Origin of the sequence: Streptosporangium amethystogenes (assembly GCF_000721075.1) — a bacterium.
In the GTDB taxonomy this organism is placed as follows: domain Bacteria; phylum Actinomycetota; class Actinomycetes; order Streptosporangiales; family Streptosporangiaceae; genus Streptosporangium; species Streptosporangium amethystogenes.
Window position 1 is genome coordinate 17,254 of the sequence record NZ_JOEQ01000018.1, and the last position, 25,025, is coordinate 42,278.

The following is a 25,025-nucleotide window of genomic DNA, read 5'->3' on the forward strand; positions in this document are numbered from 1 at the left end:
CCGGCAGGAGTCCGGCAGTTTTCGAAAAATTGGCGATCATCGTGGTAGCTTCGGCTTCCTATGAAGACAGAGCGGCACACATTGGGCTCGTTTATCCTGGACCGTCGCCTGCGAGCCGGCCTCAACCAGAAGGAATTGGCCGCTCAAGCCGCATTGAGTGAACGTTCGCTGCGCGACCTGGAGGCCGGCCGGGTGAGCCGTCCGCGGGCCTCGTCCCTGTCGCGGCTCGCTGAGGCACTGGACATCACCGGTGCCGACTTGGACACGCTGCTGGCCACCGTCCCCGCGAGCCCCGTGAGCCCCGTGAAGCCGCTCCGGATCGGCGTGCTGGGGCCGCTCTCCGTCCGCGTCGGCGACGCGGACGTTGATGTGCGGTCGGGCATGCAGCGCCGGTTGCTCGGCCTGCTGGCACTGCGGCCGGGGCAACCGGTGCACCGTGAGGAGATCATCGACACGCTCTGGGGCGAGCGGCCTCCAAAGTCCTGTCTGAATCTGGTGCAGGGCTACGCCGGCTCCCTGCGCAAGCTGCTCACACACACGCGGACGCCCGGCTCCGCCGTCTCGCTGGGTCACGGCGGCTACGTCCTATCCTCGGAGGCCGGTGACCACGACGTGCTGCGGTTCGGCGATCTCGTCGCCCGCGCGCGGCAGGCCCACGACGAGGGCCGGTTCGCGACGGCGGCGGAGCTCTTCGACACCGCGCTGCGGTGCTGGCGCGGCCCGGTGCTGACCGGTGACAGCCCCCGGCTCGCTCAGCACCCCGCCGCCGTGGCGCTCAATCACGAACGCATCGCCGTCGCGCTGGCCTTCGCGGACCTCGCCCTGGGCACTGGCGATCATGAAAGGGTCGCTGTCCGGTTACGTACGCTCGTCGCCGACGAACCCCTGCACGAAGCCCTGTACGCCCGCCTCATCCTGGCGACGGCCGCCGCCGGGGACCAGGCCTCCGCACTACGTCTGTTCACGGCGGTCAGCGGCAGGCTCTCGGATGAGTTGGGCGCCGAACCGGGGCCCGTCCTGACGGCGGCGCACCTGCAGGTGCTGCGCCAGGAGCCACCCCGTCGCACGGTCACCTGCGCCGACAGGCCCAGTGCGCCCGGCCGGACGGGCCCCGGTCCGGAGCTCCCGATCGGCGAGGCCAGGCACACCATCCCGGCACAACTCCCGATGGACGTCCGAGGCTTCGCCGGCCGCGCCGGCGAACTCGCCCGGCTGGACGGCCTGGTGAGGGCGAGCGCCGACCAGCCCACCGCTGTGACGATCATGACGGTCTCCGGCACAGCGGGAGTCGGCAAGACCACGCTGGCGGTGCACTGGGCGCACCGGGTCCGGGACAGGTTCCCTGACGGGCAGCTCTACCTCAACCTGCGGGGTCACTCCAGAGAACCGCCACTGTGCACTGCCGAAGCGCTGACAGCGCTACTGCGCGCGCTGGATACGCCCCTGGAGCGGATCCCGGCCGACACCGCCCAGGCCGCCGCCCGCTACCGCTCGCTCCTCGCCGACCGGCGGATGCTCCTGCTGCTGGACGACGCGGCCTCGGCCAAGCAGGTGCGCCCCCTTCTTCCCGGCGCTCCCAACTGTTTCGTGCTCGTCACCAGCCGTAACCGCCTCAGCGGGCTGGTCGCGATGGAGGGTGCCCGGCGCATCGTGCTCGACGTCCTGTCCCGGCAGGAGGCACACGAGTTGCTGGCCTCGGTGCTCGGACGGCGGCGAATCGACGCCGAGCCCGAGGCCGCCGCGCGACTGACCGACCTGTGCGGCCGGCTGCCACTGGCGTTGCGGATCTCGGCAGCCCACCTGGCGGACCGGCCCGGGCGGGTGATCGCGAGCTACGCCGAGGAACTGGCCCGCGGCAACAGACTCGCCGCCTTGGAGATCGAGGAGGATCCGGAGACCGCCGTACGGGCCGCGCTGGATCGGTCGTACACCGCCCTGCGACCCGACGCACGGCGGGCCTACCGGCTCCTCGGACTCGTGCCCGGCGCGGACTTCTCCCCGCAAGCCGCCGCGGCGGCGACGGGCCTGGCCGCAGACGAGACGGACCGGCTGCTACAGCGTTTGGCGGGCCAGCATCTGCTGAAGGAACGGGCAGCGGGCCGGTACGCCTTCCACGACCTGGTCCGGCTGCACGCGTGCGCCCAGGCGGCCTCCGAGGACGACCCCACCGAGCAGGCGGCCGCCGTCCGACGGGTCTGCCGCTGGTACCTGTCCGGGGTGGAGGCGGCGGCGGATTTCCTCTATCCCTACATGCTGCGTCTGCCGCCGCTCGGCGAGGCCGCCACCGGATTCTCGGACGCCCGCGACGCTCGGAGGTGGCTCGACGCCGAGTCGGCGAACCTGGTGACCGCGACGGTGGAGGCCGCAGCGGGCTCGGCGCGTCAGGAGGCCTGGCACCTGGCGCTGGCGCTGCGCGGCTACCTCTGGATGTCAGGCGACCTGACGGCGGCCGAGGCGACGGCTGCCGCAGCGCTTACCGCTGCACGGACGGCGGGCGACGCCCGAGGCCAGGCGGCGGCCAGACTCGCCCTCGGCCAGACCCTGAACAAGCTCGGCCGACCCGGGGAGGCCCGGCACCACCTCGACGAGGCCGCCCGCGTGAGCACCCGGCTCGGCTGGCAGGAGCACTTGACGGCGACGTGCACCACGCTGGGCACACTGCACCTCTGGCACGGCCGGCTCCATGACGCGGCCGGCCACTACCGCAGAGGCCTGGAACTGAGCCTGGCGCGCGGCCATCTGGAGGGCGCGGCGGTCAACCTCGTCAAGCTCGCCTTCACGGCCCTGCACGCCGGAGACCTGGACCAGGCCGTGTCGTACGGCGAGCAGGTGCTGACGCACTACAGCGTCGCCGGGTCGGGAGGAGACGGCTACCCCGTCACCCTCGACGCGCTGGGCGAAGCCTGCCACCTGCTCGGCCGGTTCGACCAGGCCCTCGCCCACTCCGACCGCGCGCTGGAGGCCTACCGGCGGATCGGCAGCTCCGTGGAGGAGCCGATCATGCGGACCACCCGCGTCGCGGTGCACTGCGACGCGGGCCGCTACGACCAGGCGCTGCGAGAGGCCGAGGCGATCATGCATGTCACGCGCGGCTCGGACGGACGGCCCCGGGCCGCCGCCCTGGCCGCGCTCGGCACGGCGCACCGGCACCTGGAAAGCCCCTCAGCGATCGGGCATCTGGAGGCGGCCCTGACCGAGCTGGAGTCCGGCAGAGACCGCGTGCTGGAGACGCAGACCCGGCTGGAACTGGCCGCGGCCCGTCTGTCGGCCGGTCGGCTCTCTGCCGCCCAGGCCGACGCTGAACAGGCTCTGGCCGTCGCGAGGCACGCGGGCTACCGCGTGTATGAGGGGCAGGGCCTGCTCGTCCTCGCCACCGTCGATCTCGCCCGCGACCGGCCGGAACAGGCCGCGAAACGCGCGACGCGCGCCCTCGCCCTGCACCGGCGGTCCGGTTACCGGCTCGGGCAGGGGCGGGTGCTCCTCCTACTGGCCGCCATCGCCACCCGCGCCGGTCGGCCGGACACCTACCGCGCGGAGGCCAGGCGCATCCTGGCTGAGATCGGAGCCGTCGCCGTCCCGTTCGACCGGTACGGGTAGTCCCGGTCAGCAGGCCAGGGCCATGCCGTTGGGTCACCTGGCTTGACGTCGGTGCCGCAGTGGCCGAGGAGGGCCGGCATCGACCCGCCCGGATCGGCGGAAGGGCGATGACGAAGTCGCAGGCGGATACGGCTCACGCCCGAAAACCGGGGGTGAGCCGTAAAGGTGAGGTTCGGCGCTACTCCTCCGTCGGGACCAGGCCCGTCTGACAGGCGGCCCACTCGGACGGGTCACCCAGTTTGACGCTGGTGCCGCCGATGCCGCAGTAGCCGCCGGGGTTCTTGTAAAGGTACTGCTGGTGATACGGCTCCGCGTAGAAGTAGTCGCCGGCGGGGGCGATCTGGGTGGTGATGGCGCCGTAGCCCGCGTCGGTGAGGACCTTCTGGTAGGCGTCACGCGAGGTCAGGGCGGCCTTCTCCTGCTCGGGTGAGTGGACGTGGATCGCCGAGCGGTACTGCGTGCCGACGTCGTTGCCCTGCCGCATGCCCTGGGTAGGGTTGTGCGACTCCCAGAAGACGCGCAGCAGTTCCTCGTAGGACACCCGGGCCGGGTCGAAGACGACGCGGACGAGTTCGGTGTGACCGGTCTGGCCGGTGCAGACCTCCTCGTAGGTCGGGTTCGGGGTGTAGCCGCCCCCGTAGCCGACCGAGGTGGAGACCACACCCGGGGTCTGCCAGAAAATGCGCTCGGCGCCCCAGAAACAACCGAGGCCGAAGTCCGCGATCTCACTCCCCTCGGGGTACGGCGGAGCCAGCGAAGCGTCGAGAACCTCATGACGCTCGGGCACCGCCATCCTGGTGGCGCGGCCCGGGAGCGCGTTCTCCGGGAACACCATGGAAGTCTTGTCCTTGCCGAACAACCAGCCCATTGCGAACCTCCTCCTGACACGTTCTCACCAGGAAGCAACCGGGGGCGACTCCCCCGTGTTCCCACAAGCGTTTCTTAACTGATCGAAAAGTACAGCTAAATTGTATTAAATCAAGTAAGGAGTAAAGATAGGGGTCATGCCTGAAACGCGCCGCGGAGTTCTCTACGGCATCGCCGCCTACGCCATGTGGGGCCTGTTCCCGCTCTATTGGCCGCTCCTGAAGCCCTCCGGCGCCCTGGAGATCCTCGCCCACCGCATCGCCTGGTCCCTGGTCGCCGTCGTCGCCATCCTGGCGGTGCGGCGCCACTGGTCCTGGTTCCGCGAGCTCCTGCGCACCCCGAGAAAGATCGGCCTGCTCGTCCTGGCCGCGGTGCTCGTCACGCTCAACTGGGGCGTCTACATCTACGCCGTCAACACCGGGCACGTGGTCGAGAGCTCGTTCGGCTACTTCATCACCCCCCTGATCAGCGTGCTCTTCGGCGTCCTGCTACTGAAGGAGCGACTGAGACCGTGGCAGTGGGCCGCGGTGGGGCTGGGGGCGGCGGCCGTGGTCGTCCTGGCCGTCGACTACGGGCGGCCGCCGTGGATCGCACTGGCGCTGGCCGCCAGTTTCGGCACCTACGGGCTGGTCAAGAAGACCGCCGGGGTGGGTGCGGCGGAGAGCATGACGGTCGAGACACTGGTGCTGCTGCTGCCCGCGCTGGGTTACCTGACCTATCTGGGACAGCAGGGGACGAGCACGTTCGGCAACTGGGGTACGGGCCACACGCTCCTGCTGGCCGGAGCGGGTGTGGTCACCGCCGTCCCGATGCTCTGCTTCACCGCCGCCGCGATCAGGGTGCCGCTCACCACGATCGGCCTGCTGCAGTACATCGCCCCGATCCTGCAGTTCCTGTGCGGGGTGTTCATCGTGCACGAGGTCATGCCGCCCAGCCGCTGGGTGGGGTTCGCCATCATCTGGCTGGCGCTGTCGGTCTTCACCTGGGACAGTCTCAGGACGGCCACCCAGGCCCGCCGTACGGTGTCCGAGCGGGTAGCCGTACAGAACGCCTCATAAAGCCTCAGGAGCCGCGTACGGCGAGGACCAGAGGGGTGAAGAGCGGGTCGAAGCCCGCCTGCTCCAGCGCGGAGGTCAGGGAGCGCTCATAGGTGGGCGTGGCATCGGCCAGGCGGGTGCGTCCCTCCTCGGTGATCACCGAGTAGACACCGCGACGGTCATCCGAGCAGAGGTCGCGCCGGGTCATCCCGGCCTCTTCGAGGCGGGCGACGAGGCGGGTCACCGAGCTCTGGTTGAGTCCCACCGCCTCGGCCAGCTCCTGCATACGCATGCAGCCACCGGAGGCGGCGGCGAGTTGGATCAGTGCGCGGTACTCCGACAGCCCCAGGCCGTGACCGCGCTGGAGTGCCTTGGTCAACTCCGCCTCCACGCGTGCGTGCAAGAGGGCGAAATGGTCCCACGACATGGTGATTCCTCCTGGAGTGTGCTGTCCGGCAGGAGTCTACATGCACATACATTATTTGCTTTGCCCTGCAAATAACATCGTGGGAGAAACACGAAAAACCCGGCTCGGCGCTGTCGCCGAGCCGGGTTGGACTGGGTCCGGTCCTGGACCGGCGGTCAACCGGAGCGCTCGACGACGTAGTCGCAGAGGGCCAGGTAGGCGGCGCGGGCCGGGATGTCGGGAAGGCCCGCGAGGTCCTCGCGGGCCCGGTCGGCCCAGTCGAGCAGCTCGGCGCGGGCATGTCCCATGGCGGGGTCGGCGCGGAGCAGACGCAGGGTCTCCTCGATGTCCTCCTCGGCCACCGGACCGGCCAGCAACTCGCGCAGCCGGGCGCTCTCGGGGTTGTCCGACGCCAGGACGTAGAGCACGGGCAGGGTCCGGACGCCCTCGCGCAGGTCGGTGCCCGGCGTCTTGCCCGACTCGGCCGTCTCCGAGGCGACGTCCAGCAGGTCGTCGCCGAGCTGCCAGGCGACCCCGATGGCCTCGCAGGCCCGGGTCAGTCGCTCGACCACCTCGGGCGTGGCACCGCTGAGCATGGCGCCGAAGCGGCCGGAGGTGGCGATCAGCGAACCGGTCTTGTCGGCCAGCACCCCGATGTAGTGGGCCACCGGGTCCTCGCCGGAGCGGGGGCCGATGGTCTCGCGGATCTGGCCGCGGACCAGCCGGGAGAACGTCTGCGCCTGGATCCTGATGACGTCGGAGCCAAGGTCGGCGAGGATCTCCGAGGCCTGGGCGAACAGGTAGTCGCCGGTCAGGATGGCCACGGTGTTGTCCCAGCGGGCGTTGGCCGACGGAGAGCCCCGGCGGACCGGGGCCTCGTCCATCACGTCGTCGTGGTAGAGCGTCGCCAGGTGGGTCAGCTCGATCACCACGGCCCCGGGCACCACTCCCGCCGCCGCGGGCGAGCCGAACTGGGCGGCGAGCAGGACCAGCATGGCCCGGAACCTCTTGCCACCCGCCTCGATGAGGTGCTTGGACGCCTCCGTGACGAAGGCGTCCTCACTCTCCACCGAGGAACGCAGCAGTTTCTCGACCTCGGCCAGGCCGGTAGCAAGGTCCTGCGCCAACCGTTCGTCGACGAACGGAAGATCAACAACCGGTGGCGCAGCCATGAACCGTTACTCCTCTAGCGAATGAACAGCGCGGACGCAGCCTGATCCGCGAGATCGAGCACCGGCTGCGGGAAAACCCCCAGCACTACCGTAGCCGCTGCCGCGAGGGCGACCACAGCCGAGGTGCCCACCGTGGGCGTCGCGATGGACGGCCCGTCGACGGCGGGCTCGTTGAAGAACATCAGCACGATCACCCGGACGTAGAAGAACGCGGCGATCGCCGAGCTGACCACACCCACGATGACCAGCGGCAGAGCGTCGCCGGCGACCGCCGCCGAGAAAACGGCGTACTTGCCGAAGAAGCCGCTCGTGAGCGGGATGCCGGCGAAGGCCAGCAGGAAGAAGGCGAAAATACCCGCGAGAACGGGGGCACGCTTGCCCAGACCGGCCCAGCGGGACAGATGCCCGGCCTCGCCTCCCGCGTCGCGGACCATGGTGACGACCGCGAAGGCGCCGACCGTGGTGAAACCGTACGCGGCCAGATAGAACAGGATGGCCGACAGGGCCTGCCTGTTCTGCTCGGCGGCACCGATCGCGACGACGCCGGTGAGCAGGAAGCCCGCGTGCGCGATCGAGGAGTAGGCGAGCATCCGCTTGATCTCGGTCTGGGTGATGGCCAGGATCGCACCGACGATCATCGTCAGGATCGCGATGCCCCACATGACCGGCTTCCAGTCCCATTCCAGGCCGCCCAGGGCGACCCAGAAGACCCTCAGCACCGCGCCGAAGGCCGCCACGAGCACCGTGGAGGCCATCAGGGCGGTGACCGCGGTGGGCGCTCCCTGGTAGACGTCGGGCTTCCACGCCTGGAACGGCGCGGCTCCGATCTTGAAGAGCAGGCCGACACCGAGCAGCGCGAGGCCGACCAGCAGCAGCGTCTCCTGGCCGCTGACCTCGGTGAGCACGGCACTGATGGCCTTCAGGTCCACCGACCCGGCGTAGCCGTAGATCAGGGCCGTGCCGTACAGGAAGAAGGCCGAGGAGAACGCACCGAGCAGGAAGTACTTGACCGAGGCCTCCTGCGAGAGCAGGCGGCGGTGGCGGGCCAGGCCACAGAGCAGGTACAGCGGCAGGGACATGACCTCAAGACCGACGAACATGGCCAGCAGGTCGTTGGCGGAGGCGAAGAGCAGCATGCCGCCGACCGAGAACAGCAGCAGCGGGTAGACCTCGGTCTGGGCGTATCCGCTGAGGATCGCCTCCTCCTCGTCCGGGCTTCCCGGTACCGCCGCCGCCTGCGCGACGAACTGGTCCTCGTCGTTGATCAGGAGCGTGCTGACCAGCGCCAGGACGAGGATGATGCCCCAGATGAACAGGGCGGGCCCGTCCACCGCGACCGCGCCCATGGCCGCCGGGGCATCCGGCAGGCCGTTGATGCCGTTAAGGACGGTCAGGACGAACCCGCCGAGCAGGGCCAGCAGCGTGAGCGGCATCTGGATCGACTTGCGCAGGTCGCGGGGCGCGAACGCCTCGACCAGCACCCCGATGATCGCCGCACCGAACACCAGCAGCATCGGCGCGAGCAGCGCGTACTCGATTGTCGGGGCTTGGATGGTGCCGTTCACTGGCCGGCCCCCTTCTTCTCTGCCACGGCGGGCGTGAACGGTTCGATGTGGACGCTGGAGATCGTCTTGTCGACCGCGGGATTGATCACGTCAAGCACCGGCTTGGGGAAGAAGCCCATGGCGATGATCACCGCGATCAGCGGGCCCATCACCCAGATCTCACGCCAGTTGAGGTCGGGCATGACGTGGGCCGGCTCCTTCGAGGGGCCGGTCATCGTGCGCTGGTACATCCACAGGATGTAGACGGCCGCCAGGACGACGCCGCTCGTCGCGATGATCGCCGCGACCGGGTAGCGCTCGAAGGTGCCGATCAGGACCATGAACTCGCTGACGAACGTGGACAGTCCCGGCAGGGAGAGCCCGGACAGGCCGGCGATCAGGAAGGTGCCGGCCAGCAGCGGGGCGACCTTCTGCACGCCTCCGTAGTCGGCGATCTGGCTGGAACCCCGGCGGTAGATCAGGAAGCCGGCGACCAGGAAGAGCGCGCCGGTCGAGAAGCCGTGGTTGACCATGTAGAGGGTGGCGCCCGCGCCCGCGTCCTTGGTCATCGCGAAGACGCCCAGCGCGATGAAGCCGAAGTGCGAGATCGAGGTGTAGGCGATCAGGCGCTTCATGTCGGTCTGGCCGATGGCCACGATCGCGCCGTAGACGATGCCCACCACCGCCAGCACGATCACCAGCGGGGTGAAGAACTTCGACGCGTCCGGGAAGAGCTCCAGGCAGAAGCGGAGCATGCCGTACGTGCCGACCTTGTCCAGCACGCCCACCAGCAGCACCGCGGCGCCGGCCGGGGCCTGCGCGGCGGCGTCGGGCAGCCAGGTGTGGAACGGCCAGAGCGGCGCCTTGACCGCGAACGCGATGAAGAAGCCCGCGAAGAGCCACTTCTGCGTGGTCGGGTCCTGGATCACGCCGATCAGCTCGGGGAACATGAAGGTGCCCTTGTCGGCGATCACGTAGAGCGCGATCACCGCGACCAGCATGAGCAGGCCGCCGAAGAGCGAGTAGAGCAGGAACTTCACGGCCGCGTAGGACCGCTGGGCTCCGCCGTACGACCCGATCATGAAGTACATCGGGATGAGCATGGCTTCGAAGAAGACGTAGAAGAGGAAGACGTCGGTCGCCGCGAAGACGCCGATCATCATCGCTTCCAGCACCAGCAGCAGTGCGAAGTAGGTCTTCACCGAGCGCTTGGGCGGGGCCGCGGCCCCGGTCCCGTCGGCATCGTGCCAGGAGGCGAGGATCACGATCGGCACGAGCACCGCCGACAGCGCGATCAGCACCAGGGCGATGCCGTCCACGCCGACGCCGTAGTGGACGCCGAACCTCGGGATCCACTCGTAGACCTCGGCGAACTGGAAGCGCTCCTTGGAGGCCGGTTCGAACAGGTACGCGAGGGCGCCGGTGAGCACCAGTACGACCAGTGAGACCGCCAGCGCCAGCTGCTTCGCGAGCTTGTCACTCTTGACAAGGGAGACACCCACCGCGCCCAGAACGGGCACGGCAATCAGGGTCGAGAGCCAGGGCATCACATGTTCCCTACGTAGAGCAGCGCGCCAACGACCACGGCGGCACCGAAGAGGATGGACAACGCGTAGGACCGCACGTAGCCGGTCTGGATGCGGCGCAGCCGCCCGGAGGTCCCGCCGATCCCCGCCGCCAGGCCGTTGACCAGGCCGTCGATGCCGCGGTTGTCGAAGAACACCGCGAACCGGGCCAGCCACTGGCCGGGGCGCATGAACAGCGCCTCGTTCAGGGCGTCGCCGTACAGGTCACGGCGGGCGAAGGTGGTGAGGAACGAGCCGCGCGGGGCGAGGCGGGGCACCTCGGCGGCACCGTAGCGGAACCAGGCGTAGACGACGCCGACGGCGACCAGCGCGAGCGTGGTCAGGCCGGGGACGCTGAAGGGGTGGAATCCGGGCAGGTGCTCGGGCAGGCCGACCGCCGGGGCGAGGAACCTCATGAGCCGGTTGTCCAGGATCAGGAAGGCACCCAGGAAGACCGAACCGATCGACAGCAGGATCAGCGGCACGGTCATCACGGAGGGCGACTCGTGCGGGTGCGCGTCGTCGGCCCAGCGCCGCTTGCCGAAGAAGGTCATGAAGACCATCCGCGACATGTAGAAGCCGGTGATGCCTGCGCCGACGACCGCGAGCCAGCCGAGGATCTGGTTGTGCTCCATGGCCGTCTCGATGATGCCGTCCTTGGTGAAGTAACCGGACAGCAGCGGGAACCCGATGATCGCGAGGTAGCCGATCATGAAGGTGGCCGCGGTGACCTTCATCACCGAGAACAGGCCACCGTACTTGCGCATGTCGACCTCGTCGTTCATGGCGTGCATGACCGAGCCCGCCCCGAGGAACATGTTGGCCTTGAAGAAGCCGTGCGCGATCAGGTGCGCGATGGCGAAGGCGTAGCCCACCGGGCCGAGGCCCGCGCCGAGCATCATGTAGCCGATCTGCGACATGGTCGAGCCGGCGAGGCCCTTCTTGATGTCGTCCTTGGCGCAACCGATGATCGCACCGGCGAGCAGCGTGGCCACACCGACGATCGTCACGACGAGCTGCGCGGTCGGGGCGGCCTCGAAGAACGCGCCGGAGCGGACGACCAGGTAGACGCCCGCGGTGACCATGGTCGCGGCGTGGATGAGTGCCGAGACCGGGGTCGGGCCCTCCATCGCGTCCAGCAGCCACGACTGCAGCGGCAGCTGGGCCGACTTGCCGCAGGCGCCGAGGAGCAGCAGCAGGCCGACCGCGGTGATCGTGCCCTGGGAGGCGTCGCCGGAGGAGATCGCCCCGTCGACGGCACCCCCGGTGAGCTCGTTGAAGGCGACCGAGCCGAACGTCGTCCAGATCGTGAAGATCGCGATCAGCAGGCCGAAGTCGCCGACGCGGTTGACGATGAACGCCTTCTTGGCCGCGGCCGCCGCCGTGGGCTTGAACTGCCAGAAGCCGATCAGCAGGTACGAGGCGAGGCCCACGCCCTCCCAGCCGACGAACAGGACGACGTAGTTGTCGGCCAGCACCAGCAGGAGCATCGCGGCGACGAACAGGTTCAGGTACGCGAAGAACCTGCGCCGGCCCGGGTCGTGCGACATGTAGCCGATCGAGTAGATGTGGATCAGCGATCCCACACCGGTGATCAGCAGGGCGAAGCTGATCGACAACGGGTCGATCAGCAGCCCCATGTCGGCCAGGCCGGGGATGAACTCGTAGAGCCTGACCCCCTGGCGGCGCTGGGCCTCGGGCAGCCCGAGCAGCTGGACGAAGGCCGCGACCGCCACCGCGAACGCGCCCAGGGACATCGCGACACCGAGGAGGTGACCCCAGCGGTCGGTGCGGCGCCCGAACAGCAGCAGGATCGCGGCACCGAGCAGCGGGAGCGCGACCATGAGCCAGGAGACTCCGATCACACCCCCGGAATGCTGGATGATCTCAGCGGGTTCCACGGCCACCTCTTAGTACTTCAGCAGGTTCGCGTCGTCCACCGACGCGGACCTGCGGGTTCGGAAGATCATCACGATGATGGCGAGGCCGATGACGACCTCGGCCGCGGCCACCACCATCACGAAGAACGCGATGATCTGGCCGTCCAGGTTGCCCTGCTGCCTGGCGAAGGTGACGAACGCGAGGTTGCAAGCGTTGAGCATGAGCTCCACGCACATGAACACCACGATCGCGTTGCGCCGTACCAGCACGCCGATGGCGCCGATCGCGAACAGCAGCGCGGAGAGCACCAGGTAGTGAGTGGTCACTTGCCGTCCTCCTGCCGGGGCGCCGCGTCCTCCGCCTGGACGGGCTCGTCGCCTGAGTCGGAATCGCGGTCCTGTGCCGCGTCCCTCTCCAGGACCTGCTTGATGAGCGCCGCCTTCACCGGGTCGGTCGGCGTGAAACCGCCCTCCATCTCGTGCCTGGCGAGCACCCGGTTGATGGACTTGTCGGCGACCGTGCCGTCGGGCAGCAGAGCCGGCATGTCGATCGCGTTGTGCAGCGCGTAGGTGCCGGGTCCCGGCAGCGGCGAAGGCTGCGGGCCGGTGAACCGGGCGCGGGCCAGGTCACGCTGGGTGGCCTTGGGCCGGATGCGCTCGCGGTGCGCCAGCACCATCGCGCCGAGCGCGGCGGTGATCAGCAGCGCCGAGGTGACCTCGAAGGCGAAGACGTACCGCGTGAAGATCAGATGCGCCAGGGAGGGCACGTTGCCGCCCGCGGCCTCCGTGGCCTTGGCCAGGCCGGTAGGCGCGGCGAAGGTGGCGTTGCCGACCCCCAGGGCGAGCAGGAAGGCGAAGCCCAGGCCCGCGATCGCCGCCCAGACGCGCTGCCCCTTGATCGTCTCGACCAGCGAGTCGGCGGAGTCGACGCCGACGAGCATCAGGACGAACAGGAAGAGCATCATGACCGCGCCGGTGTAGACGATGATCTGCACCGCGGCGAGGAAGGGGGCGTCCTGTACCGCGTAGAGCACGGCCAGGGAGAGCATGACGACGCCCAGCATCAGGGCCGAGTAGACGGCCTTGCGGCTGAAGACGAGCCCGAGGGCGGCCGACACCGAGACGACCGCCAGGATCCAGAACGTGATGGTCTCACCCATTGTTGCGTCCCAGCCGGTAGTAGTCCTCTTCGGTCTCGCCGAGACGCATGGGGTGCGGCGGGACCTCCATGCCGGGGCCGAGCGGCGCGAGCAGCATTTCCTTGGTGTAGATCAGGCTCTCACGGCTGGTGTCGGCGAGCTCGTACTCGTTGGTCATCGTCAGCGCCCGGGTCGGACAGGCTTCGATGCACAGGCCGCACAGGATGCACCGCAGATAGTTGATCTGGTAGGTGCGCCCGTAGCGCTCACCGGGTGAGAACCGCTCCTCGTCGGTGTTGTCGGCCCCCTCCACGAAGATCGCGTCGGCCGGACAGGCCCAGGCGCACAGCTCACAGCCGACGCACTTCTCCAGGCCGTCGGGCCAGCGGTTGAGCTGGTGCCGACCGTGGAAGCGCGGCGCCGTGGGCCGCTTCTCCTCGGGGTAGTTGACCGTCTCGACCTTCTTGAACATCGTGTGGAAGGTCACGCCGAATCCCTTGATGGGATTCAGCCAATCAGTTGCTCCCACTGGGAACCTCCTTGCGCTCTACCCCGTGGTAGTGCGGCAGGTCGAGCGGCGGCACAGGGAAGCCACCCGCGGTCGGCTCGGCTTGGAGTTGCTCGAACTCGGCTTCGACCAGTGCGGCCTTGGCCTCCTTGCGCTTCTGCAGCACGCTGTCGAAGCGCCACCAGATCCCGAGGCAGCCGATCATCACGACCGCTGCCAGGATGAGCACGAGCGACCGGTTGACATTGTCGATCTGCAGGGCCCTGACGGTGGCCACGAGCAGGATCCAGGCCAGGTTGATCGGTATGAGGATCTTCCAGCCGAGGGCCATGAGCTGGTCGTACCTGACGCGCGGCAGCGAGGCGCGGCACCAGACGAAGAAGGCGAAGACCAGCACCATCTTGGCGAAGAACCAGAGCAGCGGCCACCAGCCGGTGTTCGCGCCCTCCCACATGGAGATCGGCCACGGGGCACGCCAGCCGCCCATGAACAGGGTGATGGACACCGCGGAGACCACGAAGACGTTGACGTACTCCGCGAGCATGATGACCGCGAACTTCAGCGAGTTGGAGTACTCGGTCTGGAAGCCGCCGACCAGCTCGCCCTCGCCCTCGGGCAGGTCGAAGGGGACCCGGTTGGTCTCGCCCAGCATCGTGATGATGTAGATCAGGAAGGACGGGATCAGCAGGATCATGTACCAGGACGGCATCGGGATCTCCCAGCCGCCCAGCGTGAACACCCCGCCCGAGGCCTGCGCCTTGACGATCTCCGAGGTGGAGAGCGTCCCGGCGAACAGGAACACGCCCACGAACGACAGGCCCATCGCGATCTCGTACGAGACCACCTGGGCGCTGGCCCGCAGGCCGCCGAGGATCGAGTACGGGGAGCGCGAGCCCCAGCCCGCCAGCACGATGCCGTACACGCCGATCGAGGCCATCGCCAGCACCAGCAGCACCGCGACCGGGAGGTCGGTGAGCTGCAGCGGCGTCTGGACACCGAACATCGAGACCATCGGGCCCATCGGGATGACGGAGAAGGCCAGGAAGGCCGGTACCGCCAGGACGACCGGGGCGATGAAGTAGATCACCTTGTCGACGGTCCGGGGCATCAGGTCTTCCTTGAGCCCCATCTTCAGGCCGTCGGCCACCGACTGGAGCAGCCCGAACTTGCCCGCCCGGTTGGGACCGTACCGGTTCTGCATGCGGGAGATGAGCTTGCGCTCGAACCACACGCCGAACAGCACGCCCAGCATCAGGACGATGAAGATGACAACGGCCTTGATGATGCTGATCCAGAGCGGGTCCTTGCCGAAGTCGGCAAGGGTCGGATCGGCCGCTAGAAGAGTCCGGGCATTCATTACCGCTCCTCGTTAGCTTCGCCGGCGGTGCTTACCGCGCCGGCCGTGGTGCTCTCGGCGCTGTTCACCGCGCCGACCCTGACCACATCACCGGCGACGGCGTGCAGGTCACGGGTGACCGAGCGACCTTCGGAGTTGGCCGGCAGCCACACCACCCGGTCGGGCAGGTCGGCGATCCGCACGGGCAGGCTCAATGAGCCGTGCTCGGTGCCGACGACCACCTCGCCGCCGTCGACCAGGCCGCATTCGGCGGCGGTGGCCTCGGACACCAGCGCCACACCGGGGCGGGCGGTACCCGCCAGGTACGGCTCGCCCGCCTGCAGACGACCGTCGTCGAGCAGCAGGTGCCAGCTGGCCAGGACGGCCTCCCCGGCCTGCGGCCTGGCGGCGAGCGAGCCGCTCACCCCGGGGGCCGCGGCCCGGGGGCCGCGCCACGCGCCGATCGAGCCGATCTCGCGGCGGGCGGCGGCGGGGTCGGGCAGGCCGAGGTGTACGTCCATGGCGTCGGCGATCGCGGAGACGACCCGCAGGTCACTCATGATCCCCGGAACCCCGAGCGCCTCCTCGAAGGAGCGTCCGCGCCCCTCCCAGTCGACGAAGGTGCCCGACTTCTCGGCCACCGCGGCGACGGGGAGCACCACGTCGGCGCGGTCGGTGACCGCGCTGGCGCGCTGCTCCAGGCTCACGATGAACGGGGTGTTCTCCAGGGCCAGCAGGGCCGCCTGCGGCGCGGCCAGGTCGTAGGGGTCGACCCCCGCGACGACGAGGGCGTCGAGCTGTCCGTCGAGCGCCGCCGCCAGCATGGCGGTGGTGTCGCGGCCCTCGCCCTCGGGCAGCGAGGTGACGTCCCAGGCCCTGGCCACCTCGGCGCGGGCGGTCTCGTCCGTGACCGGGCGGCCGACGGGCAGCAGGTTCGGCAGCGCCCCGGCCTCGACGGCCCCGCGCTCACCGGCGCGGCGCGGGATCCAGGCCAGGCGGGCGCCGCTCGCGTCGGCGAGCCGTAGCAGCGCCGACAGCGCACCGGGCACGGTGGCGAGGCGCTCACCGGCCAGGATGATCGCTCCCGGCTGCCTGATCGCCTCGGCGGCTATCACGTCGACGGCGGCCAGGTCGTCCAGGACGTCGGTCTCGGTGCCCGGCACCGCCGGGATCAGCGTGCCGCCCATCTTGGCCAGCCCCGGGCCGGCGAACGGTGCGACGGAGAAGACCTTCAGCCCCTTCTTGCGCCATGCCTTACGCAGGCGCAGGAAGACGATCGGCGATTCCTCGTCGGGCTCGAAGCCCGCCAGCAGCACCGCCGGCGCCTTCTCCAGGTCGGCGTAGCGGACCTCGATGCCCTTGCCGGCGACGGCGTGCGCCAGGAAGCGCGCCTCCTCCTCGGAGTGCGGCCTGGCGCGGAAGTCGATGTCGTTCGTCCCGAGCGCGATCCGGGCGAACTTCGAGTAGGCGTACGCCTCCTCGACGGTGACGCGACCGCCGACCAGCACGCCCGCGCGCCCGCGCGCCGCGGACAGGCCCCTGGCGGCGGCGGCGAACGCCTCCGGCCAGGAGGCCGGCACCAGGCGACCCTCCTCGTCACGGACGAGGGGGGTCTTCAGCCGGTCGGGCTGGGTCGCGTAGGTGAAGGCCCAGCGACCCTTGTCGCAGTTCCACTCCTCGTTGACCTCGGGGTCGTCCCCGGCCAGGCGACGGGTGATCTTGCCGCGCCGGTGGTCGGCGCGCAGCGAGCAGCCGCTGGCGCAGTGCTCACAGGCGCTGGGCGTGGAGACCAGGTCGAACGGGCGGGCCTGGAAGCGGTAGGCGGCACCGGTCAGCGCGCCCACCGGGCAGATCTGCACCGTGTTGCCGGAGAAGTAGGACTCGAACGGGCGGCCGTCCGCGGCTCCGACCTGCTCCTTGGCCCCGCGCTCGAAGAAGTCGATGAGCGGGTCGCCGGCGATCTCGTCGGAGAAGCGGATGCAGCGCGCGCACTGGACGCAGCGCTCGCGGTCGAGCAGCACCTCCGAGGAGAGCGCGACCGGCTTTTCGAAGGTCCGCTTCTTCTCCACGAAGCGGCTCTCGCCCTGGCCGTTGGACATGGCCTGGTTCTGCAGTGGGCACTCGCCGCCCTTGTCGCAGACCGGGCAGTCCAGCGGGTGGTTCAGGAGCAGCAGCTCCATCACGCCGCGCTGTGCCTTCTCCGCGACCGGCGAGGTGAGCTGGGTCTGGACGACCATGCCCTCGGCTACCTCGATCGCGCAGGAGGGCTGCGGCTTGGGGAACCCCCGGCCGTTGCCCGCGTCGGGGATGTCCACCAGGCACTGGCGGCAGTTGGCGGCCGGGTCCAGCAGCGGGTGGTCACAGAACCGGGGGATCTGGATGCCGAGCAGCTCGGCCGCCCGGATGATCAGCGTGCCCTTCGGGACACTCACCTGGAAGCCGTCGATGGTGACGGTGACCAGGTTCACCGGCGCCTGCGCCGGGGTGGTGGCTTCGACGGTCATGGCGTCTCCTCCGTCGGCCTGGCGACCGAGACGGTGCTGTGCTTGCCGGTGGCCTTCCCGCGCGTGCTCACTTCGCCCCCCACAGCGTGGACGGGGCGTGATCGAACGGGCAGCCGCCGATCTCGAAGTGCTTGAGGTATTCGTCGCGGAAGTACTTCACCGACGAGTGGATGGGGCTGGTGGCACCGTCACCCAGGGCGCAGAAGGAGCGGCCCAGGATGTTGTCGGCGATGTCGGTGATCGTGGTCAGGTCCTCTTCGGTGCCCTGGCCCTTCTCCAGCCGCTTGAGCACCTGCTTGAGCCAGTAGGTGCCCTCCCGGCAGGGGGTGCACTTGCCGCAGGACTCGTGCGCGTAGAACTCGGTCCAGCGGAGCACCGCGCGCACCACGCAGGTGGTCTCGTCGAAGATCTGCAGGGCCCGGGTGCCGAGCATCGAACCCTTGGCGCCCACGGACTCGAAGTCCAGCGGGACGTCCAGGTGTTCGTCCGTGAAGATCGGGGTGCTCGATCCGCCCGGGGTCCAGAACTTGAGCCGGTGGCCCTCCCTGATGCCGCCGGACATCTCCAGCAGCTCGCGCAGCGTGATGCCGAGCGGGGCCTCGTACTGGCCGGGCCGGGTCACGTGGCCGCTCAGCGAGAAGATGCCGAAGCCCTTGGACTTCTCGGTGCCCATCCCGGCGAACCACTCGGCGCCGTTGGCGATGATCGAGGGAACACTCGCGACCGACTCGACGTTGTTGACCACGGTGGGCGAGGCGTAGAGACCCGCCACGGCGGGGAAGGGGGGCTTGAGCCGAGGTTGGCCGCGATGACCCTCCAGCGAGTCGAGCAGCGCCGTCTCCTCGCCACAGATGTAGGCGCCCGCCCCGCTGTGCACGACGAGCTCCAGGTTGAAGCCGGTGCCGAAGAGGTCGGTGCCGAGGTAGCCCTTGGCGTACGCCTCGGCCACCGCCGCCTGCAGGCGGCGGATGACGTGCAGCACCTCGCCGCGCACGTAGATGAAGGCGTGGTTGGCCCGGATCGCGTACGCGGTGATGATGATGCCCTCGACCAGCGCGTGCGGGTTGGCCATCATCGTCGGGATGTCCTTGCACGTGCCGGGCTCGGACTCGTCGGCGTTGACCACCAGGTAGTGCGGCTTGCCGTCCCCCTGGGGGATGAAGCCCCACTTCATGCCGGTGGGGAAGCCCGCGCCGCCTCGGCCGCGCAGCCCGGAGTCCTTGACGACCTGGATGACCGCGTCGGGGTCCATGCCCAGCGCCTTCCTGGCCGCCGAGTAGTCGCCGTAGCCCTCCAGCGTGAAGGAGTTCGGCTGGTCCCAGTTCGCGGTGAGAACCGGGGTGAGAGTGGTCACTTCGTCTCCTCGCCTGGCAGCCCGTCGCTCCATGACGAGACCGCACCGTGCCTACCTGCTCGCCCGATCATGTTGACCTCGCGCCCGTTCACGCCTCGGGAGCCTTCCACCCGTTGGCCTTAGCGATCTTCAGGCCCTCCAGGGAGGGACCCGCCGCCGAGGGGCCGTCACCGGCCAGGCCGTCGGGCAGGCCCGAGAGCACCCGCGAGGCCTCCTTGAACGTGCAGAGCTTCTTCGGGCCGCGGGTCGGCGAGGGCTCCTTGCCGTCCCTGAGGTCGTCGACGAGCTGCTTGGCCGAGTCCGGGGTCTGGTTGTCGAAGAACTCCCAGTTGACCATCATCACCGGGGCGAAGTCGCAGGCGGCGTTGCACTCCAGCCGCTCCAGCGAGATCTTCCCGTCCGGGGTCGCCTCGTCGTGACCGACGCCGACGTGCTCGGAGAGCTCGTCCCAGATCTGGTCGCCGCCCATGACCGCGCAGAGCGTGTTGATACACACGCCCACGTGGTACTGGCCCATCGGCCTGCGCTTGTACATCGTGTAGAAGGTGGAGACGCCCACGACCTCGGCCTTGCTCAGCCCGAGCATCTCGGCGCAGAACTCGTGGCCGTCGTCGGAGACGTAGCCGTCCTCGGACTGCACCAGGTGCAGCAGGGGGAGCAGCGCCGACCGCGGCCTGGGGTAGCGGCCGATGATCTCCTTGGCGTCGCGCTCCAGGCGCTCGCGCACTTCCGGCGCGTACCCCTTGGTCATGGTCGCGCTCACCTCCTCGTTGCTCGACGGGGTGCTCTGCCCACCCACCGGCTCACCGCCGGCAACCGCTCTCTCCACGGGCGCGCTCATCGGTCGACACCCCCCATCACCGGGTCGATCGAGGCCACCGCCGAGATGACGTCGGCGACCATGCCGCCCTCGCACGTCGCGGGCATGGCCTGTAGGTTCGTGAAGGACGGATCGCGGAAGTGTACGCGGTACGGGCGGGTGCCACCGTCGCTGACCACGTGGGCGCCGAGCTCGCCGCGGGGCGACTCGACCGAGGCGTACGCCTGCCCCGCCGGGACCCTGAAGCCCTCGGTCACCAGCTTGAAGTGGTGGATCAGCGCCTCCATGGAGCCGCTCATGATGTGCGCGATGTGGTCGGGCGAGTTGCCCAGGCCGTCGGGGCCGAGCGCGAGCTGCGCGGGCCAGCCGATCTTCTTGTCGTCGACCATCACCCGGCCGCTCTTGAGCGGCCCGGAGAGGCGGTCCAGAGCCTGCTCAATGATCTTGAGCGACTCCTCCATCTCGGCCACCCGTACCAGGTAGCGGCCGTAGACGTCGGCGCTCTTCTCCGTCGGGACGTCGAACTCGTAGGTCTCGTAGCCGCAGTAGGGCTGCGACTTGCGCAGGTCCCACGGCAGGCCCGCGGCCCGCAGCATCGGACCGGTGACGCCCAGCGCCATGCAGCCGGTGAGGTCGAGGTAGGCGACGTCCTTGGTGCGGGCCAGGTAGACCGGGTTCGCGTCGAGCATCTTGCGCATGTCCTTGATGCGCCCCGGCATGACCTTGAGCAGCTCGCCGACCTTGTCCACGGCGCCGGCCGGCAGGTCGACGGAGACGCCGCCGGGCCGGACGTAGGCCATGTTCATCCGCAGGCCGGTGATGTACTCCATCACGTCGAGCACCATCTCGCGCTCGCGGGACCCGAAGAGGAACGGCGTGGTCGCGCCCAGCTCCATGCCGAAGGTGCCGATGGCCACCATGTGCGAGGAGATCCGGGTGAGCTCCATCATCATCACGCGGATGGCCTGGGCCCGCTCGGGGACCTGGTCGGTGATGCCGAGCAGCTTCTCGACGCCCATGCAGTAGGCAGTCTCGTTGAAGATCGGCGCCAGGTAGTCCATCCGGGTGACGAACGTCGTCCCCTGGGTCCACGTCCGGAACTCGAGGTTCTTCTCGATGCCGGTGTGCAGGTAGCCGATGACCGTGCGGGCCTCGGTGACCGTCTCGCCGTCCAGGTTCAGCACCAGGCGGAGCACGCCGTGCGTGGACGGGTGCTGGGGACCCATGTTGATGACGAGCTGCTCGTCCTGCTGGCCGGTGAGGGTCTCAAGCAGTTCCGACCAGTCGTTGCCGGAGACGGTGTAGACCGTGCCCTCGGTGGCCTCGTCGTCAAAGGCGCTCACGTGTAGGACCTCCTCTGGTCCGGCGCGGGGATCTCGGCGCCGCGGTACTCGACCGGGATGCCGCCGAGCGGGTAGTCCTTGCGCTGGGGGTGGCCGTCCCAGTCGTCGGGCATCATGATGCGGGTCAGCGCCGGGTGTCCGTCGAAGACGATGCCGAAGAAGTCCCAGGTCTCGCGCTCGTGCCAGTCGTGCGTCGGGTAGACAGAGACCGTGGAGGGAATGTGTCGGTCGTCGTCGGGGCAGGAGACCTCGACGCGCAGACGGCGGTTGTGCGTGATCGAGCACAGGTGGATCACCGCGTGCAGTTCCTGGCCCGCCAGGTGGGGGTAGTGCACGCCGGAGACGCCGAGCGAGAGCTCGAAGCGCAGCGCGGCGTCGTCTCGCAGCGCCCTGACGACGTCGAGCAGCCGCTCGCGCCTGACGTGGAAGGTCAGCTCGCCACGGTCGACGACCACGCGCTCGACGGCGTCGGCGAAGTCGCCGCCGAGGGCGCGCTCCAGCTCGTCGGCGACGGTGTCGAAGTACCCGCCGTACGGGCGGGGGGTGGAGAGCTCGGGCTTGCGCCGCACCACGAGGCGGCCGTAACCCGAGGTGTCTCCGGTACCCGAGGTGCCGAACATGCCCAGGCGGGCGATGGGCTCCTCCGGGACCTCCGGGAGGTTTTCAGTGCTCATGTCTCGGTCGCCTACCGCTCCTCGTTCGCCACGCGGGCCGCTGTGAATCCGCTTCGCGCCATCGGTCGCTCACCGCTGCTCATTTGGCGGTTCCCTGGTCGATCAGCGGCAACGTCCGCAGTGCCTGCAGTTCGAGCTCGTCGATCTGCTTGGCACGGTGCGCGCCGAACTTCGTGTTCTGGATCTTGTCGTGTAGCTTGACGATCGCGTCGATGAGCATCTCGGGCCTCGGCGGGCAGCCGGGCAGGTAGATGTCGACGGGGACGACGTGGTCGACGCCCTGCACGATCGCGTAGTTGTTGAACATGCCTCCGCTGGAGGCGCAGACGCCCATGGCGATGACCCACTTGGGCTCGGCCATCTGGTCGTAGATCTGGCGCAGCACCGGGGCCATCTTCTGCGACAGCCGGCCCGCCACGATCATCAGGTCGGCCTGGCGCGGAGACGCCGAAGCGCGCTCCATGCCGAAGCGCGCCAGGTCGTGCTTGGGACCACCGGTGGACATCAGCTCGATGGCGCAACAGGCAAGACCGAAGGTGGCCGGCCAGACGGAGTTCTTACGCGCCCAGCCGGCGACCTGCTCGACCGTGCTGAGCATGAACCCGCTTGGAAGTTTCTCTTCAAGTCCCATATCTAGTCCCAGTCCAGACCCTTGCGGCGCCACACGTACGTGTAGGCCACGAGCACGGTGACGATGAACAGCACCATCTCGACCAGTCCGAACATCCCGAGCTGGTCGAACGCGACAGCCCACGGATAGAGGAAGATGATCTCGATGTCGAACACGATGAACAGCATCGCGGTGACCATGTACTTCAGCGGGAAGCGACCTCCGCCCACGGGCTGGGGCGTCGGCTCGATACCGCACTCGTAGGCGTCGAGTTTCGCGCGGTTCCAGCGCTTGGGACCGGTGAAGGGGGCGATCGTCACCGAGAAGATCGCAAATCCCGCCGCGAGAACGGCGAGCACCAGGATGGGTGCGTACAGCTCCATCGCTACGCCTCCTCTCCCATCTCCACGCGCGCCGGCGCGTAGCTCTGCATGTTGGTGTATTTCGAAAGTCTAGGCAGGGCGATCATCGCCCCGGGTTCCAGCTGTTCGGCGTTCGTTGGGCTCATGCCGGTGGCGCCACCTTCGACAGGGCGTTGATGATGCGATCCGACGCGTCACCCCGCCGGTCGGTGAGATTAGCAAGGAGTTTGAGCGCGAACCTCATCAGGCGGGGGTGCGGCAGCGCGTGACGGGTGGCGAAGTTCATCACACCGCGATGCCCGATGAGCTCGACGAAGCCCCGGCCAAGGGTGAAGTAGCCGCCGTAGGCGTCCTTCAGCGTCTGCGGGTAGGCCCGCAGCACACGTTCCCGCTGGGCGGGGGTGACCCTGCCCAGTGCCTGGACGATCATCTCGGCCGCGACGTGGCCGCTCTCCATCGCGTACGCGATGCCCTCGCCGTTGAACGGGTTGATCATCCCGCCGGCGTCGCCCACCAGCACCAGACCCCGGGTGTAGTGCGGCTGGCGGTTGAAGGCCATCGGCAGCGCGGCGCCCCTGATCGGGGCCGTCATGTTCTCCTCGACGTAGCCCCACTCGGCGGGCATGCCCTTCACCCAGCGCTTGAGCAGGTCGCGGTAGTCCATGCCCTTGAAGGACTCGCTGGTGTTCAGCAGCCCGAGGCCCACATTGGACGTGCCGTCGCCGACGCCGAAGATCCAGCCGTAGCCGGGCAGCAGGGTGTCGCCGTCCCACAGCTCCAGCCAGGTCTCCAGGTAGTCGTCGTCATGGCGGGGACTCTCGAAGTACGTCCGCACCGCGACGCCCATCGGACGGTCCTCACGCTTGTGCAGCCCCATGGCCAGGGAGATCCGGGTGGAGTTCCCGTCGGCGGCGACCACCAGCCGGGAGCGGTAGGTGACCTCCTCGCCGTTCTGCCTGGCGAGGACGCCGACGATGTGCCCGCTGCGGTCGTCCAGGACCGGGGCCGTGACGTTGACCCCCTGCAGCAGGCGGACGCCCGCCCTCACCGCGTTGCCGGCCAGGATCTCGTCGAAGTCCTGGCGGGTGCGGACCAGGCCGAAGTCGGGGTAGCTCGCCAGCTCAGGCCAGTCGAGCTCGAAGCGCATTCCACCGCCGACCACGCGCAGGCCCTTGTTGCGGACCCAGCCGGGGGCGTCGATGTCGATCCCCATGGCGATGAGCTGCTTGACCGCTCGGGGCGTCAGCCCGTCGCCGCAGACTTTCTCGCGGGGGAAGGTGGTCTTTTCGAGCAGCAGGACGTCAAGTCCGGCCTGCGCGAGATGAAAAGCGGTTGTCGAACCGGCGGGCCCGGCGCCGACGACGATGACGTCGGCGTCAGCCTCAGCGACATTCCGCTGTATGGCGGCTGGCACGGTCACGGGACCTGTCCTGTCCTACAAAATCTTTGGGGGCCTCGGGGTAAGGGGCCTTTCGATCCTTTGTGAAGGTCTTCACAAACTTGTCGGCCCGAAGTCTAACGCCTTTGCGGGGCAAAGTGTCAGGTGGGTACTGCTATCGCCTGCCAATCTTCTATGCGGGCTTATATCCGCGGTGGAGGGCCACGATGCCCAGCGTGAGATTGCGCCAGGCGACCCGCTCCCAGCCCGCTTCCTGAATGATCTTCGCCAGCCCCGCCTGGTCCGGCCAGGCCCTGATCGACTCCGCCAGATACTCGTAGGAGTCGTCGTTGGAACCGAAGAGCCTGGCCGCCTGCGGCATCAGCTTCATCAGGTACTGCGAGTATACGAGGTCGAAGGACCTCGGCGTCGGGTGCGAGAACTCCAGGATCACCAGGCGCGCACCCGGCTTGGCCACCCGGTACATCTCGCGCAGCGCCTGGCCGGTGTCCTGCACGTTGCGCAGTGCCGTGGAGATCGTCACCGCGTCGAACACTCCGTCGGCGAAGGGCAGCCGCAGCGCGTCGCCCGCGATGAAGCTGACACCCCGCACTCCCCCTCCGGAGAGACCCGAGCCGCCCCTGCGCCTGACCCCGGTGCTCAGCATGCCGAGCGAGAAGTCGGAGGCGATCGCGCGGGCACCCAGCGAGGTGAACGCGTCGGTGGACGTGCCGGTGCCCGCACCGAGGTCGAGGACCAGCTCACCCGGGCCCGCGTCGACGGCCGCGGCGGTCGCCTTACGCCACAGCCGGACCTGCCCCAGGGAGATAACGTCGTTGACAAGGTCGTACCGCCGGGCCGTGCGATCGAACATCGCGGCGACCTCATGCGGCTGCTTGTCCAGAGAAGCGCGCGTCATGCCACCAAGC

At 69.0% G+C, this 25,025-nt stretch carries 21 protein-coding genes; 2 read left to right on the forward strand and 19 right to left on the reverse strand.

Going from position 1 to position 25,025, the window contains the following annotated elements; translation table 11 throughout:
- Positions 1-60: 60 nt before the first annotated feature.
- Positions 61-3,597 carry a BTAD domain-containing putative transcriptional regulator gene (locus IG98_RS45245; RefSeq protein ID WP_084195616.1) on the forward strand — a complete coding sequence of 1,179 codons (3,537 nt, stop codon included), beginning with the start codon at positions 61-63 and terminating at the stop codon, positions 3,595-3,597.
- A 178-nt stretch (positions 3,598-3,775) separates the two neighbouring features.
- On the opposite strand, the gene msrA is transcribed toward IG98_RS45245, so the two are convergent.
- On the reverse strand, positions 3,776-4,465 hold the full coding sequence (gene msrA, locus IG98_RS0124655) for a peptide-methionine (S)-S-oxide reductase MsrA (RefSeq protein ID WP_030916647.1): 690 nt from the start codon (positions 4,463-4,465) through the stop codon (positions 3,776-3,778).
- Between the two features lie 136 nt (positions 4,466-4,601).
- On the opposite strand from msrA, the gene rarD reads away from it, so the two are divergent.
- Entirely contained in the window at positions 4,602-5,522 is a 921-nt protein-coding gene (gene rarD / locus IG98_RS0124660; RefSeq protein ID WP_030916652.1) for an EamA family transporter RarD, read from the forward strand.
- Positions 5,523-5,526: 4 nt separating this feature from the next.
- Here rarD and IG98_RS0124665 read toward each other — a convergent pair whose 3' ends face one another.
- The 18 genes from IG98_RS0124665 to IG98_RS0124755 form a co-directional block, all read right to left on the reverse strand.
- A complete protein-coding gene (locus IG98_RS0124665; RefSeq protein ID WP_037971156.1) occupies positions 5,527-5,928 on the reverse strand; it encodes a MarR family winged helix-turn-helix transcriptional regulator in 402 nt (133 codons plus the stop codon).
- A gap of 155 nt (positions 5,929-6,083) precedes the next feature.
- Entirely contained in the window at positions 6,084-7,079 is a 996-nt protein-coding gene (locus tag IG98_RS0124670) for a polyprenyl synthetase family protein (RefSeq protein WP_030916659.1), read from the reverse strand.
- 14 nt (positions 7,080-7,093) lie between these two features.
- On the reverse strand, positions 7,094-8,644 hold the full coding sequence (nuoN, locus tag IG98_RS0124675) for an NADH-quinone oxidoreductase subunit NuoN (RefSeq protein WP_030916661.1): 1,551 nt from the start codon (positions 8,642-8,644) through the stop codon (positions 7,094-7,096).
- Positions 8,641-10,170, reverse strand: a complete 1,530-nt coding sequence (locus IG98_RS0124680; protein ID WP_030916663.1) for an NADH-quinone oxidoreductase subunit M — start codon at positions 10,168-10,170, stop codon at positions 8,641-8,643. The genes nuoN and IG98_RS0124680 overlap by 4 nt, the downstream gene beginning before the upstream one ends.
- On the reverse strand, positions 10,170-12,032 hold the full coding sequence (nuoL, locus tag IG98_RS0124685) for an NADH-quinone oxidoreductase subunit L (protein ID WP_245651698.1): 1,863 nt from the start codon (positions 12,030-12,032) through the stop codon (positions 10,170-10,172). Before nuoL ends, IG98_RS0124680 begins: the two co-directional genes overlap by 1 nt.
- A gap of 66 nt (positions 12,033-12,098) precedes the next feature.
- Positions 12,099-12,395: an NADH-quinone oxidoreductase subunit NuoK gene (gene nuoK / locus IG98_RS0124690; RefSeq protein ID WP_030916671.1), complete on the reverse strand. Its 297-nt coding sequence runs from the start codon at positions 12,393-12,395 to the stop codon at positions 12,099-12,101.
- Positions 12,392-13,228, reverse strand: a complete 837-nt coding sequence (locus IG98_RS0124695) for an NADH-quinone oxidoreductase subunit J (protein WP_030916674.1) — start codon at positions 13,226-13,228, stop codon at positions 12,392-12,394. Before IG98_RS0124695 ends, nuoK begins: the two co-directional genes overlap by 4 nt.
- The gene (gene nuoI / locus IG98_RS0124700) at positions 13,221-13,736 is read right to left on the reverse strand and encodes an NADH-quinone oxidoreductase subunit NuoI (RefSeq protein WP_030916677.1); all 516 of its coding nucleotides are present in this window, start codon (positions 13,734-13,736) and stop codon (positions 13,221-13,223) included. Before nuoI ends, IG98_RS0124695 begins: the two co-directional genes overlap by 8 nt.
- Positions 13,723-15,072: an NADH-quinone oxidoreductase subunit NuoH gene (gene nuoH, locus IG98_RS0124705; protein ID WP_030916679.1), complete on the reverse strand. Its 1,350-nt coding sequence runs from the start codon at positions 15,070-15,072 to the stop codon at positions 13,723-13,725. Before nuoH ends, nuoI begins: the two co-directional genes overlap by 14 nt.
- Positions 15,072-17,555 carry an NADH-quinone oxidoreductase subunit G gene (locus IG98_RS0124710; RefSeq protein ID WP_030916681.1) on the reverse strand — a complete coding sequence of 828 codons (2,484 nt, stop codon included), beginning with the start codon at positions 17,553-17,555 and terminating at the stop codon, positions 15,072-15,074. The genes nuoH and IG98_RS0124710 overlap by 1 nt, the downstream gene beginning before the upstream one ends.
- 67 nt (positions 17,556-17,622) lie before the next feature.
- On the reverse strand, positions 17,623-18,909 hold the full coding sequence (gene nuoF / locus IG98_RS0124715; RefSeq protein ID WP_030916683.1) for an NADH-quinone oxidoreductase subunit NuoF: 1,287 nt from the start codon (positions 18,907-18,909) through the stop codon (positions 17,623-17,625).
- An 88-nt stretch (positions 18,910-18,997) separates the two neighbouring features.
- Entirely contained in the window at positions 18,998-19,708 is a 711-nt protein-coding gene (gene nuoE, locus IG98_RS0124720; RefSeq protein WP_425428086.1) for an NADH-quinone oxidoreductase subunit NuoE, read from the reverse strand.
- Positions 19,709-19,746: 38 nt separating this feature from the next.
- Positions 19,747-21,072: an NADH-quinone oxidoreductase subunit D gene (locus IG98_RS0124725; RefSeq protein ID WP_030916689.1), complete on the reverse strand. Its 1,326-nt coding sequence runs from the start codon at positions 21,070-21,072 to the stop codon at positions 19,747-19,749.
- A complete protein-coding gene (locus tag IG98_RS0124730) occupies positions 21,069-21,746 on the reverse strand; it encodes an NADH-quinone oxidoreductase subunit C (protein ID WP_030916692.1) in 678 nt (225 codons plus the stop codon). Before IG98_RS0124730 ends, IG98_RS0124725 begins: the two co-directional genes overlap by 4 nt.
- Positions 21,747-21,825: 79 nt before the next feature.
- Positions 21,826-22,377 (reverse strand): NuoB/complex I 20 kDa subunit family protein, encoded by a 552-nt coding sequence (locus tag IG98_RS0124735; protein ID WP_030916695.1) that lies wholly within the window; start codon positions 22,375-22,377, stop codon positions 21,826-21,828.
- Positions 22,378-22,379: 2 nt separating this feature from the next.
- Positions 22,380-22,739, reverse strand: coding sequence for an NADH-quinone oxidoreductase subunit A (locus tag IG98_RS0124740; protein ID WP_030916698.1), 360 nt, complete (start codon positions 22,737-22,739; stop codon positions 22,380-22,382).
- A gap of 121 nt (positions 22,740-22,860) precedes the next feature.
- Positions 22,861-24,138: a geranylgeranyl reductase family protein gene (locus IG98_RS0124750; RefSeq protein ID WP_030916699.1), complete on the reverse strand. Its 1,278-nt coding sequence runs from the start codon at positions 24,136-24,138 to the stop codon at positions 22,861-22,863.
- Between the two features lie 151 nt (positions 24,139-24,289).
- A complete protein-coding gene (locus IG98_RS0124755; protein ID WP_030916702.1) occupies positions 24,290-25,015 on the reverse strand; it encodes a demethylmenaquinone methyltransferase in 726 nt (241 codons plus the stop codon).
- Positions 25,016-25,025 lie beyond the last annotated feature (10 nt).

Bases quoted from the DNA above. Each gene is read 5' to 3' on its own strand.
- IG98_RS45245 (WP_084195616.1), top strand. From the start codon at position 61: ATGAAGACAGAGCGGCACACATTGGGCTCGTTTATCCTGGACCGTCGC.
- msrA (WP_030916647.1), bottom strand. From the start codon at position 4,465: ATGGGCTGGTTGTTCGGCAAGGACAAGACTTCCATGGTGTTCCCGGAG.
- rarD (WP_030916652.1), top strand. From the start codon at position 4,602: ATGCCTGAAACGCGCCGCGGAGTTCTCTACGGCATCGCCGCCTACGCC.
- IG98_RS0124665 (WP_037971156.1), bottom strand. From the start codon at position 5,928: ATGTCGTGGGACCATTTCGCCCTCTTGCACGCACGCGTGGAGGCGGAG.
- IG98_RS0124670 (WP_030916659.1), bottom strand. From the start codon at position 7,079: ATGGCTGCGCCACCGGTTGTTGATCTTCCGTTCGTCGACGAACGGTTG.
- IG98_RS0124680 (WP_030916663.1), bottom strand. From the start codon at position 10,170: ATGCCCTGGCTCTCGACCCTGATTGCCGTGCCCGTTCTGGGCGCGGTG.
- nuoL (WP_245651698.1), bottom strand. From the start codon at position 12,032: ATGGTCGCGCTCCCGCTGCTCGGTGCCGCGATCCTGCTGCTGTTCGGG.
- IG98_RS0124695 (WP_030916674.1), bottom strand. From the start codon at position 13,228: ATGGGTGAGACCATCACGTTCTGGATCCTGGCGGTCGTCTCGGTGTCG.
- nuoH (WP_030916679.1), bottom strand. From the start codon at position 15,072: ATGAATGCCCGGACTCTTCTAGCGGCCGATCCGACCCTTGCCGACTTC.
- IG98_RS0124710 (WP_030916681.1), bottom strand. From the start codon at position 17,555: ATGACCGTCGAAGCCACCACCCCGGCGCAGGCGCCGGTGAACCTGGTC.
- IG98_RS0124730 (WP_030916692.1), bottom strand. From the start codon at position 21,746: ATGAGCACTGAAAACCTCCCGGAGGTCCCGGAGGAGCCCATCGCCCGC.
- IG98_RS0124735 (WP_030916695.1), bottom strand. From the start codon at position 22,377: ATGGGACTTGAAGAGAAACTTCCAAGCGGGTTCATGCTCAGCACGGTC.
- IG98_RS0124740 (WP_030916698.1), bottom strand. From the start codon at position 22,739: ATGGAGCTGTACGCACCCATCCTGGTGCTCGCCGTTCTCGCGGCGGGA.
- IG98_RS0124755 (WP_030916702.1), bottom strand. From the start codon at position 25,015: ATGACGCGCGCTTCTCTGGACAAGCAGCCGCATGAGGTCGCCGCGATG.